General features: G+C 42.8%; 17 protein-coding genes. 10 read left to right on the plus strand and 7 right to left on the minus strand.

Features of this window, described 5'->3' with window-relative positions:
• On the plus strand, window positions 1–363 hold a 363-nt coding region (locus BUC17_RS05605; RefSeq protein ID WP_143161723.1), incomplete at its 5' end, for a T9SS type B sorting domain-containing protein.
• A gap of 595 nt (window positions 364–958) precedes the next feature.
• On the opposite strand, the gene BUC17_RS05610 is transcribed toward BUC17_RS05605, so the two are convergent.
• The 5 genes from BUC17_RS05610 to BUC17_RS05630 form a co-directional block, all read right to left on the minus strand.
• The gene (locus BUC17_RS05610; protein WP_073362466.1) at window positions 959–1144 is read right to left on the minus strand and encodes a YgaP family membrane protein; all 186 of its coding nucleotides are present in this window, start codon (window positions 1142–1144) and stop codon (window positions 959–961) included.
• Window positions 1145–1153: 9 nt separating this feature from the next.
• The gene (locus tag BUC17_RS05615) at window positions 1154–1459 is read right to left on the minus strand and encodes a hypothetical protein (RefSeq protein WP_073362467.1); all 306 of its coding nucleotides are present in this window, start codon (window positions 1457–1459) and stop codon (window positions 1154–1156) included.
• Window positions 1460–1548: 89 nt separating this feature from the next.
• The gene (locus tag BUC17_RS05620) at window positions 1549–4743 is read right to left on the minus strand and encodes an efflux RND transporter permease subunit (RefSeq protein WP_073362469.1); all 3195 of its coding nucleotides are present in this window, start codon (window positions 4741–4743) and stop codon (window positions 1549–1551) included.
• Window positions 4744–4754: 11 nt separating this feature from the next.
• Window positions 4755–5837 carry an efflux RND transporter periplasmic adaptor subunit gene (locus BUC17_RS05625; RefSeq protein ID WP_073362698.1) on the minus strand — a complete coding sequence of 361 codons (1083 nt, stop codon included), beginning with the start codon at window positions 5835–5837 and terminating at the stop codon, window positions 4755–4757.
• Window positions 5838–5895: 58 nt separating this feature from the next.
• Window positions 5896–7197, minus strand: a complete 1302-nt coding sequence (locus BUC17_RS05630) for a TolC family protein (protein WP_073362471.1) — start codon at window positions 7195–7197, stop codon at window positions 5896–5898.
• A 305-nt stretch (window positions 7198–7502) separates the two neighbouring features.
• Between BUC17_RS05630 and BUC17_RS05635 the strand changes: the two genes are divergently transcribed.
• From BUC17_RS05635 to BUC17_RS05645, 3 genes are all read left to right on the plus strand, one after another.
• Window positions 7503–7892, plus strand: coding sequence for a hypothetical protein (locus tag BUC17_RS05635; protein WP_073362473.1), 390 nt, complete (start codon window positions 7503–7505; stop codon window positions 7890–7892).
• 86 nt (window positions 7893–7978) lie between these two features.
• Window positions 7979–8599: an SOS response-associated peptidase gene (locus BUC17_RS05640; RefSeq protein WP_073362475.1), complete on the plus strand. Its 621-nt coding sequence runs from the start codon at window positions 7979–7981 to the stop codon at window positions 8597–8599.
• Between the two features lie 61 nt (window positions 8600–8660).
• Window positions 8661–9047 (plus strand): DoxX family protein, encoded by a 387-nt coding sequence (locus BUC17_RS05645; RefSeq protein ID WP_073362477.1) that lies wholly within the window; start codon window positions 8661–8663, stop codon window positions 9045–9047.
• On the opposite strand, the gene BUC17_RS05650 is transcribed toward BUC17_RS05645, so the two are convergent.
• A complete protein-coding gene (locus tag BUC17_RS05650; protein ID WP_143161725.1) occupies window positions 9044–9601 on the minus strand; it encodes an acyl-CoA thioesterase in 558 nt (185 codons plus the stop codon). The two genes, BUC17_RS05645 and BUC17_RS05650, sit on opposite strands and share 4 nt — an antisense overlap.
• 68 nt (window positions 9602–9669) lie before the next feature.
• Window positions 9670–11046 (minus strand): hypothetical protein, encoded by a 1377-nt coding sequence (locus BUC17_RS05655; RefSeq protein ID WP_073362480.1) that lies wholly within the window; start codon window positions 11044–11046, stop codon window positions 9670–9672.
• Between the two features lie 339 nt (window positions 11047–11385).
• On the opposite strand from BUC17_RS05655, the gene BUC17_RS05660 reads away from it, so the two are divergent.
• The 6 genes from BUC17_RS05660 to BUC17_RS05685 all read left to right on the plus strand — a co-directional run bounded on the left by BUC17_RS05660 (window position 11386) and on the right by BUC17_RS05685 (window position 18379).
• Entirely contained in the window at window positions 11386–11817 is a 432-nt protein-coding gene (locus tag BUC17_RS05660; RefSeq protein WP_073362482.1) for a MarR family winged helix-turn-helix transcriptional regulator, read from the plus strand.
• Window positions 11818–11843: 26 nt separating this feature from the next.
• Window positions 11844–14234, plus strand: a complete 2391-nt coding sequence (locus tag BUC17_RS05665; RefSeq protein ID WP_073362483.1) for a 3-hydroxyacyl-CoA dehydrogenase/enoyl-CoA hydratase family protein — start codon at window positions 11844–11846, stop codon at window positions 14232–14234.
• Between the two features lie 79 nt (window positions 14235–14313).
• Complete coding sequence (locus tag BUC17_RS05670; RefSeq protein ID WP_073362485.1) at window positions 14314–15495, plus strand: acetyl-CoA C-acyltransferase; 1182 nt, start codon at window positions 14314–14316, stop codon at window positions 15493–15495.
• 42 nt (window positions 15496–15537) lie between these two features.
• The gene (locus BUC17_RS05675) at window positions 15538–15891 is read left to right on the plus strand and encodes a four helix bundle protein (RefSeq protein WP_073362487.1); all 354 of its coding nucleotides are present in this window, start codon (window positions 15538–15540) and stop codon (window positions 15889–15891) included.
• A gap of 63 nt (window positions 15892–15954) precedes the next feature.
• Window positions 15955–17745, plus strand: coding sequence for an acyl-CoA dehydrogenase family protein (locus BUC17_RS05680; protein WP_073362488.1), 1791 nt, complete (start codon window positions 15955–15957; stop codon window positions 17743–17745).
• A gap of 112 nt (window positions 17746–17857) precedes the next feature.
• A complete protein-coding gene (locus tag BUC17_RS05685; protein WP_073362700.1) occupies window positions 17858–18379 on the plus strand; it encodes a superoxide dismutase family protein in 522 nt (173 codons plus the stop codon).
• Window positions 18380–18383: the final 4 nt, after the last annotated feature.

Raw genomic sequence — 18383 nt, forward strand, 5'->3', positions numbered from 1 at the left:
GATGTTCCGATGGGTGAGCATACCATCACCGTATGGGATACCGAGGGGGGGCTGGCCAACAGTTGTGACCCGCTGATTTTAAGTGGGGTGTCTATTATTGACTATCCGCATTATTTCACGCCCAACGGCGATGGCATCAACGAAACGTGGAATATTGTCGGCTTGCAAAATCAACCTGCGGCGAAGATTTACATTTTTGACCGTTATGGAAAACTCTTAAAGCAGATCAGTCCCACGGCAGCAGGATGGGATGGTACCTACAACGGTGCCTTGATGCCTGCCACCGATTACTGGTTCTTGGTAGAGTACTTTGAGGGGAATGTTGCGAAGGAATTTAGAGCGCATTTTTCGTTGAAAAGGTAGTGGCTAGTGACTAGTGACTAGTGATTAGTGACTAGTGACTAGTGACTAGTGATTAGTGACTAGTGATTAGTGACTAGTGACTAGTGATTAGTGACTAGACTTTAAATATAGAAGCTGCTCGTACAACCGAGCAGCTTTTTTGTTATTTTAAATTTTAAATTATGTATTTTATATGTTTTGGAGCACAATGTAACACTAGGTTTTCACGATGTTTCACAAGGTATAGCCCCGAAAATGATTGAACTATTTAGTAGGGAATTTCTATAAACTGCTCCCCTCTTTCTTCTTGTTTCTTTCTTCTTGCTTCTAAAAAATTCATAATTCATAACTCATAATTTCTAAACGCGCGAGGGGTGGCAGTGGAAATCCTTGACGTAGCGTAGCGGAGGCAAGATTGTAACGAACGACCCGACCCCGAGGTCCAATAACTTTTCCTTTGCAGGGAAGTGTGCGAGGGGGAGCGCCCTAAACCATTTGAAAATTTGAAAATGAATGAATTTGAAAATTGTCAAGTTGTTTTAAATAGATTTCATTGCATTTAGGTGTTACTAACTACACTATTTAAACATCTTCCACTTTCCCACTCTCAAATGATTTAGTCTTTCACCCCAAGTTTGGTAAGGATATCTTCCATAAGGCACCATTTGGTGATGGAGGATTGGAGTAAGTTGGCGCCAACAAAGGCGGTGAACCCAAACCAATACTGATGTACAAAAAGTCCCAATGCCACACTGATTAAGATAAAGCTGCCAGCGATGGCGCGAATGATTCTATTTTTCATACTTATTTTTTATACGTGATTTTCGATTTTTAAAGAAATTACATGGACTTTGGATTCGGAATCCAACGATGCGTTTAAGGATTGAACGGCTTCGGTGAGCGCATCGTATTGCGTATCTTCCAGAAAAATATGGAACAAAACGGAATCGGTAGATGGAATTTCGGCACCAAACCAATTGTCTTCAATTTCTTGTTGAGATTCTTGGGTATACCCATGAACATCATGGAAGGAATAGTGCTTCACTCCTATTTTTTTCAACACTTCTTGTATCGCTTTTTGATAATCGGATATTGCGGTAATAAGAATCAGTTTCATAATTTAAAAATTTTTAAAAAAAGGTCCGCAGCCCTCGCAATTCGTTTTGCATGCAGTAAAGTCGTTGGTCGACTACGGACAATTTTGTATTACTTAGTTTCCCATTTTTTACGTTCGGTGATGTAATAAATCAACGGTACGACGATCAGAGTCAGTAACGTAGATACTATGGCTCCCGCTACCAATGAAATGGCGAGACCTTGGAAAATCGGGTCGAACAAGATAATCGAAGCCCCGATGACAACCGCTCCTGTGGTTAACAGAATAGGCGTTGTGCGCACGGCTCCTGCATCGATAATAGCTTGTTTCAGCGGAATTCCTTCGTTGAGACGGATTTCAATAAAGTCGATGAGTAAGACTGAATTTCGAACCATGACACCCGCCAAAGCAATCATACCAATAAATGACGTTGCAGTAAAAAAAGCTCCGAGCAACCAGTGCCCTAAAACGATTCCGACTAAGGAAAGTGGAATGGCCAACATCATCACGATTGGGGTTTTGAAGTTTTGGAACCAACCCACGATCAACATGTAGATGATAATAATTACGACTAAGAACGCAGCCCCAAGATCACGGAAAACTTCGAGTGTGATTTGCCACTCCCCGTCCCATTTCACGGTGAAATTACTTTCGTCTTCGGGCTGGCCCATGTACAAGTCGGACACCGCATAACCCGCAGGTAATTTGATTTTTTGGAGTTTTTCGTTCATGCCTAAAATCGCGTACACCGGACTCTCAAGTGCGCCCGCCATGTCGGCAGTAACATACACTACCCGTTTTTGGTCTTTGCGGTAAATTGTTTTCTGAAGAGTGTCCTTTTTAATTTGAATCAAATCGCTAACAGGTACCACATTGCCGCGACTGCCTTTGATTTTTAAAGCGCCAATATCCTCCAAAGATGTTTTGTCTTTATCGTCTAAAGCCAGCACAATCCCAACATTATCATTGGACGTTTCATCATACAAATTGGAAACAGGATATTCTTTTAAAAGATAGGTGAGATTCCCTACAATTTGTTGGGGAGCAATGCCGTTTAGCATGGCTTTTTCTTTGTCTACTTCCAAATGGTACTCCGTTTGGGGTTCTTCTACCATCCAGTCGATATCAACAATATCGGGTGTTTGGTGAAGTATGGTTTTCACTTGATTGGCCACTTTGATTTGTTCTTTGTAATCGGGACCGTAGATTTCGGCCACTAAAGTTGATAATACGGGTGGTCCGGGTGGCACTTCGATAACTTTCACATTGGCTCCAAAACGTTTGGCGATTTTGAGAATTTCGGGACGAACACGTTTGGCGATATCGTGACTTTGTGGGTCGCGGTCTTCTTTGTGAAGTAAATTCACTTGAATATCGGCCATATTGCTTCCTCCGCGCATATCGTAATGGCGCACCAATCCGTTGAAGGTAATCGGTGCCGAAGTACCAATATAATTTTGGTAATTCACGACTTCGGGAACCGTGGACAAATATTGTGCAATTTCTTGGGTCACTGCTGCGGTGCGTTCCAACGTAGTTCCTTCGGGCATATCGATGACCACTTGGAATTCATTTTTATTATCAAAAGGCAACATTTTCACGGCGACACTTTTGGTAAAAAACATCGTTACGGAACCCAACAATAAGAGCACGGTGATGCCTAACATCCAGCGGCGTTTTCTCGAACTTTCCAAGAATGGCCGCTCGAATTTATTGTAGACTTTATAAATCCATGAGGTTTCTAATCCTTCCTCAGCTTTGTGTTCATTTTCCTCTTTTTCTTGGAGAAAATGATAGCCCAAATACGGTGTGATAGTTAGGGCGACAAATAATGAAAGAAGCATCGCGATAGAGGCGCCTATGGGCATCGGACTCATATAAGGCCCCATCATTCCGGACACGAAGGCCATCGGTAAAATGGCTGCAATTACGGTGAATGTCGCTAAAATTGTTGGGTTACCGACTTCGTTAATCGCAAAAATGGCGGCTTGTTTGAACGGTAATCGCTTCATTTTGAAATGGCGGTGCATGTTTTCGGCGATGATAATACTGTCATCCACTACAATTCCGACCACAAAAACCAAAGCAAATAAGGTAATTCTATTAAGTGTATATCCTAACAAATAGTAGCTGAATAAGGTAAGGGCAAACGTTAGCGGCACCGATAAGAACACCACCAAACCACCACGCCATCCCATGGCCAACATGACTAAAACCGTTACTGCGATAATGGCGATTCCCAAGTGCATGAGCAACTCCCCTACTTTGTGGGATGCGGTTTCTCCGTAATTACGGGTCACTTCTACATGGACATCGTTGGGAATAATTGTCTTTTTGAGGGCATCGACTTTGGCAATGATTTTCTCTGAAATTTTCATCGCATCAGCACCTTTGACTTTGGCAACAGAAAGGGTAACTGCCGGATAATCCGAGGGATTGGCTTTTACTTTTTCATTGGCTTTGCCATAACCAAAAGAAACATAACTGCGTGGTGTTGAAGGGCCGTCCTCCACCGTTGCCACTTGTTTTAAATATACGGGCATATTTTGGTGTACCCCAACAACTAAATCTTCAATATCTTCTGCCGTTTGTAAAAACTGGCCTGTAGTCACTAAATATTCTTGGTCACCATGCACCACAGCTCCCGATTGTGAACTGCCGTTGTTGGCCTGAATCATTTGCATGATGTTCAACGGGTCAACCCCCGTTTCGGCCATTTTATCTTTGTCCAAAACAACTTTCACTTCCCTATTACGACCACCTATTTCTTTGGTGATGGCAACGTCTTTAACTTTCTCGATTTCGGAAGTCAGTTCCTCGGCAATTTGACGCAATTCAAAATCATTGTATTTTTCACTCCAAAGCGTGAGTCCGAGCATCGGTACATCATCAATGGATCGGGTTTTTACAATAGGTTTGAAGACGCCTTGTGGAAACTCATGTTCGTGTTTCATCAATTCGTCATACAATTTCACATAGGAACGTTCGATATCTTGTCCCACAAAAAACTGCACAATGATCATTCCTTGGCCGTTCATCGCCATACTGTGAATATGTTCGACCCCTTTAATATTCCCAATAATTTTTTCTAAAGGTTTGATGACCCGACTTTCCACTTCGGCGGAACTGGCTCCGGGATACCCTACCATGACATCGGCCATGGGCACATTGATTTGTGGTTCCTCTTCGCGCGGAATAAGAAACGAACTGTACACTCCAATAATCATCAAAGCCACCATCAAGAGTACGGTCAACTTTGAATGGATAAAAAAGTGGGCGATTTTACCTGAAATTCCTTCTTTCATGATTTCTCCGTTTATTGTACCGATACGGGTACGCCGTTATACAATCGTCCTTGAGCCGACACTATATAGGGTTCATCACTCGAAAGTCCGGACAATACTTCTACTTGATTTCCAAAGGTTTTTCCGATACGAATCCAACGCAATACGGCGCGTTTTTGAGCGCTTACGGTGTAAATTCCGATCAATTGTCCTTGTCGAACTAAAGCCGATTCGGGAACAGTTACCGTTGCTGCTTTTGTTTCAACTCGCGCTGCTTTTGCAGTTGGAAATTGTACATGAGCGAACATGCCCGATTTAATTGACGTGTCGGTTGTAGAGAGGTTGATTTTCACCAAATATTGACCGCCTGTATTTTTGGCTGAAGCAGAAACTTCAGTTACGGTTCCTTTCACCGTTTTGTTGATGGATTTCACTTGGATAGTTGCTTGCATTCCGTTGTGGATGTTGGCAATTGCATTTTCAGCCACCATAGCGGTCACTTGCAAGGCTTTGCCGCCTTCCACACTTACTAAAGGCATACCGGGATTGGCCATATCGCCTTCTTTCACAAACGTTCCTGTTACTTCTCCAGCGAATGGAGCGGTGATGTTGGCATAACTAAACTGCGCCATCACTTCATTACGCATTTGTTTCGCGCCCTCGAGTCCGGCTTTGGCCATTTCATAACGCGATGTCATATCGTCCAATTCCTTTTGGGAAGCGGATTGCTGTTGGAACAAATTTTGAAACCGTTCATAATCTTTTTTTGCGTTTTGATAAGCGGCATTGGCTTGAAGAATAGCGGCATCGACTTGAGCCTTTTTGGCTTGTAAATCGGTGTTGTTAATGCTCACGAGCAACTGACCTGCGGCAACTCGTTGGCCCATTTTCACATGAACTTTGGTCACATAGCCCATCATTCGGGTACTGACATTGGCACTACTAACGGCTTCAATTTTTCCACTTGCCGTTACAAAATCAGCATTTGAAGTTGTTAATTCTCCTGATAAGGTAACAGGAATGGCAGCTTCAATATTGATTTTTTTGGTTTCTTGACCACAAGATGCCAAGAATAAGAGTCCGGACATCACGGTTATGATTTGTATTTTTTTCATGAGTTTTGGTTTTAGTGTTTGATTCTTTTCCATTGTATTTCAATTTTTTAGCTAGTAGTTAATTTAAAAATTGAAGATACAGTTGGGTAAATTGCACTTCGAAAACGGTTTGTTGGTATTCAAGTTCTTTTTGGTACATCAAGGTTTCGGATTGAAGAACATCCGTTGTTTTTTCCAATCCTTGTGCAAATCGATTTTGACGAATGCGGTAGGCTTCTTTGGATTGTTCCCATGCCAACTGTGCATTGGTCAATTTGTTTTTGGCATCTTGAAATTGACGAACCGCTTTTTGGAGTTCGAGCTGACTTTGTTTTTTGTATTGATCGGCTTCGGTTTCGGCTTTTTGAAAATCGGCTTTGGCTTTATCGATTTTTCCATAGGATTTCATGCCGTCAAAAAGATTCCAAGACAATTGTGCTCCCAATAGGTAACCATTGGCTTGAAACCCCATGATTGTACGATCGTAGAGTTGGTAATTTCCAAAAGCATTCAAGCGAGGAAGCAAGCTCATTTGTTGCATTTTAAGCATATTCTTATAGGCTTCTGTTGTTTTTTGGTAAGCTTGAATATCCGTTCTGTTTTCATTGAGCACCTTAGCAATTTCTGTAGCAGAAAAATTAGCTTCTAAAGTTTCGGAAGGCTTGTATGTTCCTTTTACGTCTTCGTTCAAAAGAAATGCGAGGTAATCGGAAGCATTTTGTACATTGGAACGTGCGGCAGCTAATTGGTTTTTGATTTCGTTGACCCGCACTTGTACATTTAAAACATCGGTTTTTTGGAGCATGCCATTATTAAAATAATTTTCGACCAATTTCAAATTGGCTTGAGCGGTACCATCGGCTTTTTGCATCACACCCACTGCTTTATAGGCCAATTGCAAAAGCATGTAAGCTTTTTGAACTTCTAATTGTAAATACTCTTGGGTACGTTGGGTTTGCAATCCATAGGCATCCATTTTGGCTTTGGCGGCTTTTCGTCCCATCCAACCGTCCAGATTAATTAAAGGTTGTTGAATTTCAATTTGTGTGGCGAAATTTTGGGTTCGTTTGGGATTGTTCAAAAGATTGGGGTCAAAATCCATCGGGGTTAAAATCTCCTGATTCAATTTCGATCCAAAAGCCATCAACGGATTGGTTGTGACCATCGCCGTTTGTGAGGCTGAGATGTTGGGCAAAAAGAGCGCGCGGGTTTGTTTGTATTCCGCTTTAGCCGATTGATAATTTTGGTTGGCTATTTTTAATTGAAGGTTTTGGGTTACTTTTTCGAGTAACGAACTTTTGGAAATGGACACCGTATCTTGAGCTTGGAGTCCGAAGACATTTCCCAAAACCATAGTTGTAATTAGTAGTACTTTTTTCATCGTATATCGGTTATGATGAAGCAAAAATAGAACGGGGATTTGGGGTGTACAGTTACAATTGTTACTGTGTAACTTGGGTTACAAAGGCAATTAACACTTTTTAAAAATGGGCGATAAAGTCAGCATACGATTGTATTTCAACTATCGCATTACACAAATACCTGCGTGACGGTTTTAAATCAAAAGGGAAGTTTTCATTATCAACAATTTACCTTTTAAAACCGTTGATAACTTCATTTTACAATTGTTAAAATATTGTTTTAACCCTTTAATTTTAATGAAGTTAACCAATAAACTATTTGATTATGAATTTGAAAAGACTTTTAGGAGGCGGAATCGTCGGAGGGATTTCTTTTTTTCTGTTGGGTTGGATTACGTACGGCATCCTTTTAAAGGACTATTTTCCACAACAAGAAGGCACTGAAAACCTGACGTTTATCTTTTTAGGATCAATGTGCTATGGTTTTTTATTTGGTTGGATTTTCCAACTCAACGAGGGCATTGGTAGGTGTGTTTCTGGCATCAAAGCTGGATTTGGAATTGGTTTGTTTACAACGTTGTACTTCAACTTTTTCCAGAACATGAATAAGCCTTCCCTTGATTTTCAAATGATGGTAATCGACACGCTTACCATGCTTATTATTTCGGCTTTAATGGGTGCTATCGTGGCTGTGGTCAACGGTAAACTCAGCTAAGTATATTGAATTGGGTTAGTGGAAAACACGAATCGTTAGGTTCGTGTTTTTTTATGTACATTCGTAACGAATCGAATAGGTATTTTATGTGTTTTTACATGCAAATGAAAGACCCCAAGCCCAAAGTGGAGGCGCGTTTTAAAGCGAAAGCGGCTCCTGAAACGTTGTGGCCACAATCGGAGTGTTTCAACGGTTTTAGTTTCCCAAAGATTGCCTTAATTACCGATGCTGCCCCCGATCAACTGCAAACCAATTTTAGCTGGGGACTCCTACCCCCATGGGCCAAAGACATTGAATTTCGAAAAAACACCTTGAATGCACGACTGGAAACCCTGAACGAAAAACCGAGTTTTAAAGACATTCTACACCAACGTTGCCTTATTCCAGCCAATGCTTATTTTGACTGGCAATGGTTGGACCGACAAGGAAAAGCAAAACAACGGTATCGTATTCATGCCACGGAGGAATTATTTGCTTTTGCCGGACTTTACCATTGTTGGAAGCATCCCGAAACGGGTGAAATCATCAATACATTTACCCTACTCACTACAGAAGCCAATGCCACTATGGCCTATATTCATTCGACCAAAAAACGAATGCCTGTAATTTTACATCGCGAAGATGAACAGCGTTGGTTGCAGCATGCTATCGAACCTAAAGCGTTGGCATTTCCTTATGATGTGCCGCTTTTGGCGTTTCCTGATTAAAAAATAGCACAACCTGTTGCAACTTTTTTGTATCTTTAGGTCATAACCAATACTAATAACTATGTTAGAACGAAATCATCACTTAGGTTTGCTTATCCTTCGTTTGGCGGTAGGCGGACTCATGCTGTTTCACGGCGTGGCCAAATTGGAACACGGAATTGACTTTATTGAAGAAGCAGTAGGTCCTTTGGCTTATGGCGTTTATTTGGGTGAATTATTAGCTCCTTTGGCGATCGTGTTGGGGTATCGCACCCGATTGGCGGCTTTGATCTTTGGCATCAATTGTATCGCTGCGGTAGCGATTGCGCATTCGACCGATATTTTAAAATTGAATGAATACGGGGGTTATGCTTTGGAATTGCTCGCGCTGTATTTGGTAGGTGCCTTGGCGTTATTTTTTACGGGCGGTGGAGCGCTAGCAGTGTCTAAAAACAGCCGTTGGGACTAATCGTTTCTCCCTTCAAATTTTTGTTCTGCGTGACGTAAAAGCTGTTTGATTAGGGCTTGTTTGTCCTGAATTAATTCGCTTGAAAAAGGCAACTCCGGTAGAGAAATGCCCATGCCTTGCATGACGGTATCCAACGGGGTTGCCTTTCCTTTTTGCACCATACGCAATTCTTTTAAAGCTACACAGTAAAGTTTCCCTTTTCGGGTGATGACCGATTCGACAAATAATTTATGTTCATCCCAATAGACCAGTTGGTTGGAAACCGTGAACTTCTGAAACAGTTGCAACGAACGGCGATACACAATTGTGGTATTCACGACCGGGGCCATGATTTTATGTTTGAACGCATAGCGAAAAAAGCCACTGCGAATGACCAAATCAAACCGTCCTAATTCCATGTAATTAAGATAGCGTGCATTGTTCATGTGGAAATATTCATCCAAATCAAAAGGGGTTACCCAATAGGTATGCGTTACAATGGCCGAAAAATCGGTAAGGCGCGGCCGAAAGATGCTCCGAAGCAGGAGCCAACATTTGTACACAAAAAGATGCATGGCTTTTTTGACAAAGTACGGCAATCCGTAAGAAATCCGCAACCTTCCCTCGAAGTATCAGGAAAAACTTAAAACAATTTAAATACCGTATCGCGAAATTTTTGCTGCCCGTTGGCATAAAAGGCACGATCTGCACGGAGAATCATGCTGTAATTGTTTCCTAAAAACTCCATAAATCCGTTGTTAATCTCAATCGGATAGGGCGTATAGCGTAACACCTGATCGCTGGGATATTGAAAGCGAGGCATCCACGTTTCCTTTCCCTGGATGGTGGGACTGATTTTTTTGCCAACATAGAGATGAAAAGGAATGCCATGGGTGTCCCAATGCAGTGTATCGCGTGGCGCTACCCACACACAATGGCGCGCGGCTTGGCGTTTTTCTTCGGCTTTGAAAAAGGTATTGATAACGTTTGCATCCGAAAAAAGAAGTACCTCAAAGGGAGTTGTATTGATAAACGTTAGCCCGGAAGGAGCAGGTGGCAGCCTCCGTTTTTGGAAAAAATCGTAACCCGTTTGCAGCGTATCGGGATAAGGGGGGCCCAATCGAACGCCATTTTTATCATAGTAATACAGCGACGGATAAAATCCCAATTTTTCTAGCTCCTGTCTATTTCTGATTTCTGTCTTTTTCTGCTCGCCATAAAAGGCTGCTCCCGCGATGAGGATTCCGATGACCCCCAAAATGATGAGTGTAAACTTAAAATCACCCATGACCCGCTTGCGTTTGCGCTGCTCTTGAGGATCGGTAGGATGGTAAAACAGGTAGAAAAAACCTCCAAATAGGATTTCAAAAAAGTTTACGATTCCGGGTTTGTTGACACTTTCTAGAATATCCCGCAGTTGCTCGTGTTGTTGCCTGCGAATGTGTTGTACCAATTGAATTAACTTTTTCTCCCCTATTTTTTCAGCCAATTCGGCATAGTAGGCAAACAAACGCTCTTCTACGTCAACCTTTGAGGTGGTCGTAGCCAATCGGTAGGATTCCAATTTTGATTCCAATTTATTTACAAGCAAACGACGCACTCCCGCAGGCATGATATCGACATAACGCCAGGTGAATTTCAGGTAATAAAAGCGTTCGGCTTCAAACTCCTCGGCCACGAAGGCTTCCCAATCGGGGGTGAGAAAAGCTTCGACATCGGCCACCAAGCTACTCCAGCCGAAAGGTTCATAATCGGGATCGGGATACGTTTGCAGCAAATTGGTATTTTGACGAAAATGATGCGCAAATTCGGGATGTGCATCGAGAAAAGCGAGAATAGGACGATGCGTTTTGAGGACTTCCAAAAACTGGGCTTGCGCGTTGACACTCTCGGAAGTGGCGGCGAGTTGACTTTCAAGACGCAGGCGTTTTTCAAATTTGATCACACGGTCTGCGGGCCACTGCGAAGGCGGTTCGGCATGGAAGGCTTGCGCAAAGAAATAAACGTCTAAAAAAGTCATTGGTATAAAACGGCAAGGTACGATAATTTTAGAAAAACGCACTTAGAAAGATCGGCGTGAGCGGTTGAAGCGGCATCCTTGGGTTGAGGCGACGAAACCCAAGATACAGCGAAAGACGCGACCCGTAGGGGCACGCCCTTGTCTTAAATTTGTTAAAAATCAATAAAATCATCAACTGAAAGTTAGAATTTATGCTAATTATCATCTCACCCCTGTATGTATGACTCCTTTTTTACAAATTCCACAATAATTTGTATGCGCGCATAATTTTTTTGTCATTTATTATGCGTGCATAGTATTTTTTAGTATTTTTGAAATCGATTTCGTAACCTAACCTTTATGAAAGAAAAAACCATTGATTACGCTCTTCGGGCGACATGGCAAGCGGTAGCGCGGATGTACAATGAAGAAGCGTCGAAATACGATGCCTCAATGGCAGTAGGATTTGCCTTATTGAGCATTGATAAAGAAGAGGGTACGCCTTCCTCCTACATTAGCAACCGCATGGGAATGGAACCGACGAGTTTAACCCGAACGTTGAAAACCCTTGAGGATCGGGGATTGATTTACCGCGAGAAAAATCCTGAGGACGGCCGTGGGGTGTTGATTTTTTTGACGGAAGAAGGAAAGTCCAAACGCGAACTGTCGAAGAACACCGTATTACGGTTTAACGAAGTGGTACGACAGCATGTAACCGACGTTCAACTTGCCCATTTTATGCAAGTTACCGAGCTCATAAATGACTTGATTGCTGAGAAAAAAATATTTTAAAAACCAACTCCATAGCACACCTATCTATGAAACGAATCATTAAAAAAGTGGCCGTTGTAGGATCCGGAATAATGGGATCGGGCATTGCGTGCCATTTTGCCAATATTGGACTGGAGGTTTTACTGTTGGACATTGTGCCCAATGCGTTGACTCCTGCCGAAGAAAAGAAAGGGCTTACTTTAGAAAGCAAAGCCGTTCGTAACCGATTGGTCAACGACCACTTGGCCAACGCGTTAAAATCGAACCCCTCCCCGATTTACAGTCAAAAGTTCGCTTCCCGCATCACCACAGGAAATACCACCGACGACATGGCCAAAATCGCTACTTGTGATTGGGTAATCGAAGTGGTAGTGGAACGATTGGACATCAAAAAATTGGTGTTCGAACAAATCGACAAGTACCGTAAACCGGGAACCTTAGTGACTTCCAACACGTCTGGGATTCCGATTCAGTTTATGAGTGAAGGACGCAGTGCCGACTTCCAAGCGCATTTCTGTGGGACGCACTTTTTCAACCCTGCCCGTTACTTGAAATTGTTTGAAGTTATTCCCGGACCGCAAACGAGTCCCGAGGTGATTGACTTCTTGTTTGAATACGGTTCTAAATTCCTTGGAAAAACCTCGGTCATCGCCAAAGATACGCCTGCCTTCATCGGTAACCGTATCGGAATATTCGGGATCATGAGTTTGTTCCACCAAGTCAAAGAATTAGGCTTGACCATCGAAGAAGTGGACAAATTAACTGGTCCCGTGATTGGTCGCCCGAAATCGGCTACTTTCCGTACTGTCGATGTTGTGGGTCTTGACACCTTAGTGCATGTGGCCAATGGATTGTATGACAACTGTCCGAACGATGAAGCACACGATTTGTTCCAATTGCCCGAGTTCATTAAGAAAATGATGGAAAACCAGTGGTTGGGCAGCAAAACCAAGCAAGGGTTTTACAAAAAAGAAGGCAAAGATATTCTATCGTTGGATTTGGATACCTTGGAATACCGTCCGAATAAAAAAACATCGTTTGCCACGTTGGAACTGACCAAAACCATTGATAAACCGATTGATCGTTTTAAAGTTTTGGTGAAAGGAAAAGACAAAGCTGGCGACTTCTACCGCAAGAATTTTTCGGCCATGTTTGCTTATGTATCCAACCGTATTCCCGAGATTTCTGACGAGTTATATAAAATTGACGATGCCATGAAAGCCGGTTTCGGTTGGGAAAATGGACCCTTCGAAATTTGGGATGCCATCGGAGTAGCGAAGGCGATTGAAATCATGCAAAATGAAGGCTACCAACCCGCCGCTTGGGTCAACGAAATGATCGCTTCGGGTTCGACTTCCTTTTACACCGTAAAAAATGGGGCGACGTATTTCTATGATAGTGCTTCTAAATCCTATGTCAAAAAACCAGGCCAAGAGAGCTTTATCATCCTCGATAATATCCGTGATACTCAAAAAGTATGGGGCAACAGTGATTGCACGCTCTTCCATTTGGGTGACGGGATTTTGAACTTAGAATTCCACTCCAAAATGAATACCATTGGCGGTGGCGTTTTAACCGGAATCAACAAAGCCATCGATTTGGCCGAAAAAGAATACCACGGATTAGTCATTGGGAACCAAGGGGCTAATTTCTCTGTAGGTGCCAACATCGGAATGATTTTCATGATGGCGGTCGAACAAGAATACGACGAATTGAATATGGCCATCAAACTGTTCCAAAATACAATGATGCGTTGCCGTTATTCTTCGATTCCTGTAGTTGTGGCGCCACATGGCATGACCTTGGGAGGTGGATGTGAAATGACTTTACATGCCGACCGCGTGGTCGCAGCCGCAGAAACCTATATCGGATTGGTAGAATTTGGTGTTGGGGTAATCCCTGGCGGTGGTGGTTCGAAAGAAATGACCTTGCGTGCTGCCGACCTATTCCGTAAAAATGATGTGGAATTGAATGTGTTGCAAGAGTATTTCTTAACTATTGGTATGGCAAAAGTGGCAACTTCTGCCTACGAAGCCTTTGACCTTGGTATTTTACAAAAAGGAAAAGATATCGTAGTGGTGAACCGCGATCGTCAAATAGCTACGGCAAAACAAATTGCGTTGCAAATGGCCGAACAAGGCTATACCCAACCGGTAGAACGCAAAGACATTAAAGTACTTGGAAAACAAGCGCTTGGGATGTTCTTGGTAGGCACCGATCAAATGGTCGCGGGTCAGTACATTTCGGAACATGACCGCAAAATTGCGAATAAACTGGCCTACGTCATGGCTGGTGGGGACTTATCGGAACCAACTTTGGTTTCTGAACAGTATTTATTGGATATCGAACGTGAAGCCTTCTTGAGTTTGTGTACCGAACGCAAGACGCTGGAACGTATTCAATTTATGTTGACCAAAGGAAAACCACTACGTAATTAATAATTTAAATGTTGAATTTTAAATTATAAATGTCTTATGTAAATCATTTAAAATTTAAAATTCAAAATTCACAATAGCAATGAAGACAGCTTATATCGTTAAAGGATACCGCACCGCAGTAGGGAAAGCCCCGAAAGGTTTATTCCGATTCAAACGTCCGGATGAATTGGCGGCGGAAACCATAGAATATTTAATGCAGCAATTACCCGATTTTGACCGTGCCCGCATCGATGATGTGATGGTGGGTAATGCTATGCCCGAAGCGGAACAAGGTCTCAACATGGGACGATTAATTTCCTTAATGGGATTAAAAGTGACCGATGTTCCTGGGGTAACCGTAAACCGGTATTGCGCCTCGGGTGTGGAAACCATCAGTATGGCGGTAGCGAAAATTCAGAGTGGCATGGCCGACTGTATCATCGCGGGTGGTGCTGAAAGCATGAGCTACATTCCGATGGGTGGGTACAAACCTACTCCCGATTACAAAGTGGCAGCCGCGGGACATGAAGATTATTACTGGGGCATGGGACTCACCGCTGAAGCCGTAGCGAAACAGTTCAACGTTTCCCGCGAAGACCAAGATGCTTTTGCCTATGCTTCGCACCAAAAAGCGAACAAAGCCCAACAAGAGGGTCGCTTTGCCAATCAAATTGTGCCCATTACCGTTGAACATACTTTTATCAACGAAGCAGGGAAAAAAGAAACCAAAAATTATACGGTAACTCAAGATGAGGGTCCGCGAGCCGATACCAATCTAGAAGCGCTGGCCAAATTACGACCTGTATTTGCCGCTGACGGAAGTGTAACCGCAGGTAATGCCTCACAAATGAGCGATGGCGCTGCTTTTGTGATGATTATGAGCGAAGCCTTAGTGAAAGAACTCAACTTGGAACCTATTGCGCGTATGGTGAGTTATGCCGCGGCAGGGGTCGAACCCCGAATTATGGGTATCGGTCCGGTGAAAGCGATTCCGAAAGCCTTACAGCAAGCAGGATTGCAATTGAAAGACATCGACCTGATTGAATTGAACGAAGCCTTTGCTTCCCAATCGTTGGCAGTAATCCGCGAATTGGACATCAATCCAGAAATCGTGAATGTCAACGGTGGTGCGATTGCTTTGGGTCACCCACTGGGTTGTACCGGCGCCAAACTTTCGGTCCAACTCTTCGACGAAATGAAACAACGCGGTAGCAAATACGGTATTGTTTCGATGTGTGTAGGAACGGGACAAGGTGCCGCGGGAATCTATGAATTGTTATAGAAGAAAGAGCAAAGAAGCAAGAAGAAAGAGTATCAAGAATGTATGAAACATAATTTTAAAAACTTGAAAATCTGGACACTTTCAATGGAAATCACTTTTGATATTCATTCCATTTGTTTAGAATTTCCAAAGTTTGAAAATTATGGTTTGGCGAGTCAAATGAATCGTGCAGCGGTTTCAATACCTTCAAACATTGCAGAAGGCTCCAATCGGGGAGATCAGCATTTTGTTCATTTTTTGAATATAAGTCTGGGCTCTTCATTCGAATTACAAACGCAATTACTAATAGCAAATCAAAAAAAATATTTAACTGAAGAAAAAACAATTGAAATAGAAAATAAAATCATCGAATTACAAAAAATGATTAGTGGTCTTATTACTAAGCTTAGTTCTTAGTCTTTTCTCTTGCTTCTTTCTTCTTTTTTCTAAAATAAAATTTAAAATAAAAAATATCCTATCATGGCAGATATTACTAGAGGTGGTCAATTCCTCGTTAAAGAAACCCCGTGTGAAAACATCTTCACTCCAGAAGATTTTTCAGAAGAACAAGTGATGATGCGCGATGCTGTAAAAGAGTTCGTTGACAAAGAAATTTGGGCGAATAAAGTGCGCTTTGAACAAAAAGATTATGCCTTCACCGAAGAAGTAATGCGTAAAGCGGGTGAAATGGGCTTTTTGAGTGTGGCCGTGCCTGCCGAATATGGAGGTATGGGCATGGGATTTGTCGATACCTGTTTGGTTTGTGATTACATTTCAGGCGCTACCGGATCGTTTTCAACTGCTTTTGGTGCGCATACCGGAATCGGTACGATGCCCATTACCTTGTATGGAACCGACGAGCAAAAGAAAAAGTATGTCCCAAAATTGGCTTCTGGCGAATGGTTTGGCGCGTATTGCTTGACCGAACCGGGTGCGGGATCGGATGCCAATTCAGGGAAAACCAAAGCGGAACTAACCGCAGATGGCAAACATTATAAAATTACAGGACAAAAAATGTGGATTTCCAATGCCGGATTTTGTTCCCTTTTCATCGTGTTTGCCCGCATTGAAGACGATAAAAACATCACGGGATTTATTGTAGAAAATGACCCGAATAACGGAATTTCATTGGGTGAAGAAGAACACAAACTAGGGATTCGCTCCTCCTCTACTCGTCAGGTATTTTTCAACGAAACCTTAGTGCCCGTTGAAAACATGTTGGCCGGTCGTGGCGAAGGATTCAAAATCGCTATGAACGCCTTGAATGTGGGTCGTATCAAATTGGCCGCAGCTTGTTTGGATGCACAACGTCGTTTGGCCAACAATGCCGTAGGGTATGCCAATGAACGTTTCCAATTCAATGTGCCGATTGCTTCTTTCGGGGCGATTCGTCAAAAATTAGCCAACATGGCGACTTCTGCTTTTGCCGGTGAAAGTGCAACCTACCGCGCGGCATTTGATATTCAAAACCGTATTGCGATTCGCGAAAGCGAGGGAGCATCCCATCAAGAAGCCGAATTAAAAGGCGTAGAAGAATTTGCCATTGAGTGTTCAATCCTCAAAGTAGCCGTTTCCGAAGATGCTCAAAACTGTGCCGACGAGGGTATCCAAGTCTACGGCGGGATGGGCTTCTCAGAAGACACACCGATGGAAAGTGCTTGGCGTGATGCCCGTATTGCCCGTATCTACGAAGGAACCAACGAAATCAACCGCATGCTTTCGGTGGGTATGTTGATCAAAAAAGCCATGAAAGGTCATGTGGATTTGATTACACCTGCCATGAAAGTGCAAGAAGAATTGATGGGTATTCCATCATTTGACACCCCTGATTATTCAGAATTGTTTAGTGAGGAAAAAGAATTGATCGGCAAATTGAAAAAAGCCTTCTTAATGGTGGCGGGTGCGGCCGTTCAAAAATACGGTCCCGATTTGGAAAAACACCAGCAATTATTGATGGCAGCCTCTGATATGTTGATTGAGATCTACATGGCAGAAAGTACCGTTTTACGGGTCGAAAAAATGGCGAAGAAAAACGGTGCGGATAGCTGTAAAGAGCAAATTGCCATGGCGCAATTGTATTTATACAATGCAGTAGACACCGTATATACCAAAGGAAAAGAAGGCATTATTTCTTTTGCTGAAGGCGATGAACAACGCATGATGTTAATGGGCCTACGTCGTTTTACCAAATACACCAACATGCCCAACGTGGTGGCTTTACGCGAAACCATTGCTGAAAAATTGATTGCCGCCAACGGCTATTGTTTTTAATTTATTAGTTACGTTTAATTGTTTGAAAACCGTCTTTCTTTAGAGAGGCGGTTTTTTTTGGAATTAGAAACCCAAGCGCATGCTAGGAATTAATATCTTTGAAATAAAAAAGATGAAAATCTCGATACTTCGCCTATTGGTATTAACGGGCTTGCTTATTTCTTGTAAGTCTTCAACCGAACCCGACAAAACCGTAACGATTGCCTTGCAACCCAAAAGCAATAGCGTTGTTGCTGGCACAGCCCTTTTTACTGAAAAAAAAGGAACCGTTCAGTTGAAGGTTTCCCTCAGCGGACTTCAACCTGGGGTGCATGCCATTCATATTCATGAAAAAGCCGATTGTTCGGCCGCGGATGCGACTTCGGCGGGAGGACATTGGAATCCGACTTTCTCCAAACACGGAAAATGGGGCGAAGGCGAATACCACAAAGGAGATATTGGCAATTTTACCGCCGATGCCCAAGGGAATGCTACGGTTGAATTTGCCACCGATCAATGGTGTATTGGCTGTGGAGATCCCAATAAAGACATCCTCAACAAAGGATTGATTGTCCATGAAAAAGCCGACGATTTTGTATCGCAGCCTACAGGTAATGCAGGCGGACGCGTGGCTTGTGCTGGAATTATTAAATAAATCG

Source organism: Flavobacterium fontis (assembly GCF_900129405.1).
GTDB lineage: Bacteria > Bacteroidota > Bacteroidia > Flavobacteriales > Flavobacteriaceae > Flavobacterium > Flavobacterium fontis.

What these genes read in the sequence shown, in the direction of transcription:
- BUC17_RS05610 (WP_073362466.1), bottom strand. Translation starts at nt 1,144, where the DNA reads ATGAAAAATAGAATCATTCGCGCCATCGCTGGCAGCTTTATCTTAATC.
- BUC17_RS05615 (WP_073362467.1), bottom strand. Translation starts at nt 1,459, where the DNA reads ATGAAACTGATTCTTATTACCGCAATATCCGATTATCAAAAAGCGATA.
- BUC17_RS05620 (WP_073362469.1), bottom strand. Translation starts at nt 4,743, where the DNA reads ATGAAAGAAGGAATTTCAGGTAAAATCGCCCACTTTTTTATCCATTCA.
- BUC17_RS05625 (WP_073362698.1), bottom strand. Translation starts at nt 5,837, where the DNA reads ATGAAAAAAATACAAATCATAACCGTGATGTCCGGACTCTTATTCTTG.
- BUC17_RS05630 (WP_073362471.1), bottom strand. Translation starts at nt 7,197, where the DNA reads ATGAAAAAAGTACTACTAATTACAACTATGGTTTTGGGAAATGTCTTC.
- BUC17_RS05635 (WP_073362473.1), top strand. Translation starts at nt 7,503, where the DNA reads ATGAATTTGAAAAGACTTTTAGGAGGCGGAATCGTCGGAGGGATTTCT.
- BUC17_RS05640 (WP_073362475.1), top strand. Translation starts at nt 7,979, where the DNA reads ATGTGTTTTTACATGCAAATGAAAGACCCCAAGCCCAAAGTGGAGGCG.
- BUC17_RS05645 (WP_073362477.1), top strand. Translation starts at nt 8,661, where the DNA reads ATGTTAGAACGAAATCATCACTTAGGTTTGCTTATCCTTCGTTTGGCG.
- BUC17_RS05650 (WP_143161725.1), bottom strand. Translation starts at nt 9,601, where the DNA reads ATGCATCTTTTTGTGTACAAATGTTGGCTCCTGCTTCGGAGCATCTTT.
- BUC17_RS05655 (WP_073362480.1), bottom strand. Translation starts at nt 11,046, where the DNA reads ATGACTTTTTTAGACGTTTATTTCTTTGCGCAAGCCTTCCATGCCGAA.
- BUC17_RS05660 (WP_073362482.1), top strand. Translation starts at nt 11,386, where the DNA reads ATGAAAGAAAAAACCATTGATTACGCTCTTCGGGCGACATGGCAAGCG.
- BUC17_RS05665 (WP_073362483.1), top strand. Translation starts at nt 11,844, where the DNA reads ATGAAACGAATCATTAAAAAAGTGGCCGTTGTAGGATCCGGAATAATG.
- BUC17_RS05670 (WP_073362485.1), top strand. Translation starts at nt 14,314, where the DNA reads ATGAAGACAGCTTATATCGTTAAAGGATACCGCACCGCAGTAGGGAAA.
- BUC17_RS05675 (WP_073362487.1), top strand. Translation starts at nt 15,538, where the DNA reads ATGAAACATAATTTTAAAAACTTGAAAATCTGGACACTTTCAATGGAA.
- BUC17_RS05680 (WP_073362488.1), top strand. Translation starts at nt 15,955, where the DNA reads ATGGCAGATATTACTAGAGGTGGTCAATTCCTCGTTAAAGAAACCCCG.
- BUC17_RS05685 (WP_073362700.1), top strand. Translation starts at nt 17,858, where the DNA reads ATGAAAATCTCGATACTTCGCCTATTGGTATTAACGGGCTTGCTTATT.